The 4,170-nt window shown below is 27.7% G+C and carries 3 protein-coding genes; all 3 read right to left on the reverse strand.

The window, feature by feature from the left end; translation table 11 throughout:
- Positions 1 to 156: 156 nt before the first annotated feature.
- From H2279_RS08135 to H2279_RS08145, 3 genes are read right to left on the reverse strand one after another with little or no spacing between them, the layout of a single operon-like run.
- Positions 157 to 906, reverse strand: a complete 750-nt coding sequence (locus H2279_RS08135) for a lysozyme inhibitor LprI family protein (RefSeq protein ID WP_337196225.1) — start codon at positions 904 to 906, stop codon at positions 157 to 159.
- 33 nt (positions 907 to 939) lie between these two features.
- Complete coding sequence (locus H2279_RS08140) at positions 940 to 2,982, reverse strand: hypothetical protein (RefSeq protein ID WP_337196226.1); 2,043 nt, start codon at positions 2,980 to 2,982, stop codon at positions 940 to 942.
- Complete coding sequence (locus H2279_RS08145; protein ID WP_337196227.1) at positions 2,982 to 4,118, reverse strand: lysozyme inhibitor LprI family protein; 1,137 nt, start codon at positions 4,116 to 4,118, stop codon at positions 2,982 to 2,984. Before H2279_RS08145 ends, H2279_RS08140 begins: the two co-directional genes overlap by 1 nt.
- Between the last annotated feature and the right edge of the window lie 52 nt (positions 4,119 to 4,170).

Below are 4,170 nucleotides of genomic sequence, written 5' to 3' on the forward strand. Positions count from 1 at the left end.
CTTCACTTGGAGATTGGGCATTAGCACTAATGCCTAAAATTAAACACAATCCTAAAACTATTAAAAATTTTTTCATAATGACTCCTAAAATAGAAATTAATTTTATTTGTAGGTTTTAAACCCCTCATAGCTTAAATTTGTTGTCTTAATTGGCATTTAGCTTCCTATTAATTTATCGAGTTTTTTATCTTTTGTAAAGGCTTGATAGAGTTTCTCATAGTATATTTTATATTTTTCTACCGCTTCATCAAATAAATCTGCATTTGCTTCATTAATCCGAACATCTACAAGAAAGTAATTCCATTGCATAATATCATAAGTCATAAAATCTATAATAATGCTTTTAGTAGTATTTTCAAAAAATTTATTAAATAGATTATAATCGGGTAAAAACTTTATATCCATATCGTAGGCTCCATTAGGGTTTTCAATGGGGACAATAAAATCTTCCATTCTTTTATTAAAGCCCCATTTTTCCCTATTAGCTTCACTATCTATCATTTTAAATGCTAAAGTAGCAATCGCTTCTAAATAAATTTGCTTTACGCAATAATTAGAATAATATGACTGAATTGTCTTTTGCCCTGTATCAAATGGTGCAACAAAATAGCATTGAAATGCATTTCTATAGCCCATAACAGAGTAATTAAATTCTTTTAGGCTTTCTCTTACATTTTGTCCTTCTTTTGTATCTTTTGGGATATTCTTTAGTATTGAAAAATAGAGTTTAGAATATAAGCTATCAAGTTTTTGTAATTCTCCACTTTTATCATTGCAAATCATCTTTTCTACTTTTGTACTAGCTTTAGCACAATCAAAACTAGGTTTAGCTTCACTTAGAGATTGGGCATTAGCACTAATGCCTAAAATCAAACACAATCCTAAAACTATTAAAAACTTTTGCATAAAACTCCTTTTTTATAAAATTAGTCATTTATCTTAGGCATTCAAACAAATATTTTCTTTAAAACTTTGCATACTGATTTTATTTTCAAAAGTATAACTAGTTCTTTTTTTATCAGAATAGCTTAAAGAAACAATAGCCACATTTGCCATTTTATGTATTTGTTCCGTGTTAAAATTTTCCAAAGCTTGTGTAGCAATGATGCATTTTGTAGTTTTTTTGAAAAAAGAGGAATTTTCATCTAAAATTAAATCTATTTTAAAAGCACTTTCATAGTTACCTTCTTCTTTTTGGTTAAGCTTTAAGCTTTCATAAATCCTTCTATTCTCGCAATTATGAAGAAATACTTTAGTGATGGTTTCATGATTGTTTCCATTTTCATCTAAAATAGTTAAATTATTTATTTTTAAATCAAAATTACCGCCTTTATTGGCTGAAATTTCTTCTTCATTAACTTTTAAATGAATATCTAGCATTTTTGAAGCTTTATCTTTTAAAATTTTAAATTGATTTTCCTTAGCAAAACTATACAATTCTATAGCATTTTCTTTATTGTCATTAAGAGTAACTTTTAAAATCCCATCGTTTTTGTTTATAAAATATGATATATTGTTTTTTACTGCTTTAAAGTGTATCTCATCTTCTTTTTTTAAAATAAGTTCTTCTTGAGTGCTACAAGAAAAAGCTTGTGGATTACTTGTTTGTTGTTCTTCTTGCGTTGGATCATATTTTAAATACATAAGTTCGCATTGATCTTCTATTAGCTTAGAGCAATCTATCTTTGCTTTTGCTCCTACAAGTAAAGTAATAAAAGTATTTTTAGGTTGTTCTATTTGTATGATAGATGGAGTAGGATTTGGATAAAAAATAAGAATGTTGCAAGGTGTATTTGCTTCTAGTTTTTCAAACTTTTCATTTAAAGTTTTATTTAGCAGGGCAACATTATCTATTTTGTTAGCACCTAAATTCTCACAATAATTAGCAATACAATAAATATTATCTAAGCTAAAATTTTTTTGAGTGAGGGTGTTTAGGTAATTAAGATAGGGGGAGAGAAAGTTATCTTTATTTGGAGTGATTCCTTGTATATTTCTAAACTTTTCAGGAAGATTATTTGCTCTTGCATCAGTATTATAAAATTCTTGATAAGTTTGGTTTTGATTTTTTTTAGCATAAAGCAATTCATCTTCATATTTTATAATCCAATCTAAATATGTTTGATTGGGTTTTTCTTTTTCAAAATCCTTGATATAATATTCGCTATAACCTTTTCTGTGAGTATATTTAAAATTCAGTATTTTAAATATACCTATTGCCATTTTAAAAGCTCTGTTTTCTTTGTATTCAAATCCAAAAAATAAAGATTCCCAAAACCTCCTTTTGGCTATGCCATAGACATTACTATTTTCAAAAATCTTCTGATATGAATCTTTATCTTTGTCATCATGTTGATAATTTAAAAAAAAATTAACCCCATATCGCAAAGTAAAAAATGCCAAGAAACGATTATCTTTATCTTTATTGCATGTATTAAAGAAATATTTTATAGAAGCAGTCCCAACATTAAAAGCATAAGATAAAATTCCTGCATATTCATTGGTTTCTTCATCCATTTTTAAAGTTTTATCATTAACTACAGAAACTTCACTAAAGATAGAATCAGATGCTATTTTTTTGACTTTTATAGCCTGTTCTTTGGTTAATTTAAAACTACTTTGTCCGGTATATTTTTTTAATAATTCATTAAGCCGTATTCTCACACTGTTTATGGTTGTATCTGTTACAATTTGTTTTGTAATATTATAAAATTCATCAATCTTAGCTTTATTAGCTTTATTATCTAAAGCTTCTGTATCTTTTTTAGACTTTAACTCTATTACATCCCCAAATAATCCTAATTCATTTAATGTAGCAATCAGCCATTTTCTTTCTTGCAAATTAGCACCATAACCTATAGTTAAATTTCCTTTATCGTGGTTTGCATGGTCATTATAAGGCAATGCACTAAAACCCTCAACAACCTTAAGAAATTTAAAGAGATGTTCTAAATACTCTGTATTTTTTGTCGTTTCAAACATCAATATCTCTTTTCATAAGTGCATTTTAATTCTAATTTATCGCCTTTTAAAAGATAAATGCGTTCTGTTGGATAAGTAGATTTTTCATCATCCTGAAATCTGCGATTATAAAGGGTAATATAATTTTTTCCTTTAAACTCCATAACTCCATAGTATAAATAGCCTAGTATAGGATATTCAAAATCAAATTCTGATCCTGGTTGTTTTGGTATTTCTGAAATTTTATTGCTTGGCAAGGCATATAAATGAAATACTACAGCAGCATCGCCGTCAAGACTTGCTCGAACATTATTTCGAGTATCTAATCCATCAAGATGCAAATCATCCCCATAGATTTTACCACTTGCTTTTGCATCTAGCTTACCATTTTTATATATCCAAAGTGCATTATAATAATCCCCTGATATAAAAATCAAATTTTCGGGCACTCCATCATTGTTAATATCAATTTTTCTTTTATACATTTTAGTATCATGGATAAGGTAAAAATTGTAATTATATTCGTCTTTGATAGCTTTTGCCATTTTTTCTTTTATAACCTCTCTTTTTTCTGTGCAAAGCTCTATAAACACACCATATCTATTACTCATTCCAAAAGTACAAAAGCCTATGCTATATGGAGGATTGACAGAAGGAGGAATTTTTTGCCATTTGCTCTCATCAAATTCATCATCATGCTGTCTTGCATATTCACATAATTCTTTATTGTTAGAATCTAGCACTTTACCTAGAAGTTTAAGCAAGTCTGTAATGCGGTTTTCATAAGAATGTCCTATAAAATCAGAGCGTTCTTCATAGGCATCTTCTTCATTATGAGAATATTGTATAAAATCAGCTCTATCAATTTTATTTAATTTTTTAATAAATGCCCTTTGTGAATTTAAAAGATCTTTTAGTCTTTGCTCCTTATCGGGAAATTTAGAGACTTTTAACTCTTTTCTTAATTGTGTATAGACTTCACCCATATAGCGATCTAAATTTTGTAAATTCCCGCTTTTATCATTGCATATCATCTTTTCAACATTGCTTTTTGCTTTAGCACAATCAAAACTAGGTTTAGCTTCACTTGGAGATTGTGCATTAGCACTAATGCTTAAAATTAAACACAATCCTAAAACTATTAAAAACTTTTGCATAAAACTCCTTTTACATGGAAATTAATTTTATTTATTTGTAGGCTTTTAAACT

Origin of the sequence: Campylobacter sp. B0100352/1, from assembly GCF_020135855.1 — a bacterium.
GTDB classification, from domain to species: Bacteria; Campylobacterota; Campylobacteria; order Campylobacterales; family Campylobacteraceae; genus Campylobacter_D; species Campylobacter_D taeniopygiae.

What these genes read in the sequence shown, in the direction of transcription:
- H2279_RS08140 (WP_337196226.1), bottom strand. Translation starts at nt 2,982, where the DNA reads ATGTTTGAAACGACAAAAAATACAGAGTATTTAGAACATCTCTTTAAA.
- H2279_RS08145 (WP_337196227.1), bottom strand. Translation starts at nt 4,118, where the DNA reads ATGCAAAAGTTTTTAATAGTTTTAGGATTGTGTTTAATTTTAAGCATT.
- H2279_RS08135 (WP_337196225.1), bottom strand. Translation starts at nt 906, where the DNA reads ATGCAAAAGTTTTTAATAGTTTTAGGATTGTGTTTGATTTTAGGCATT.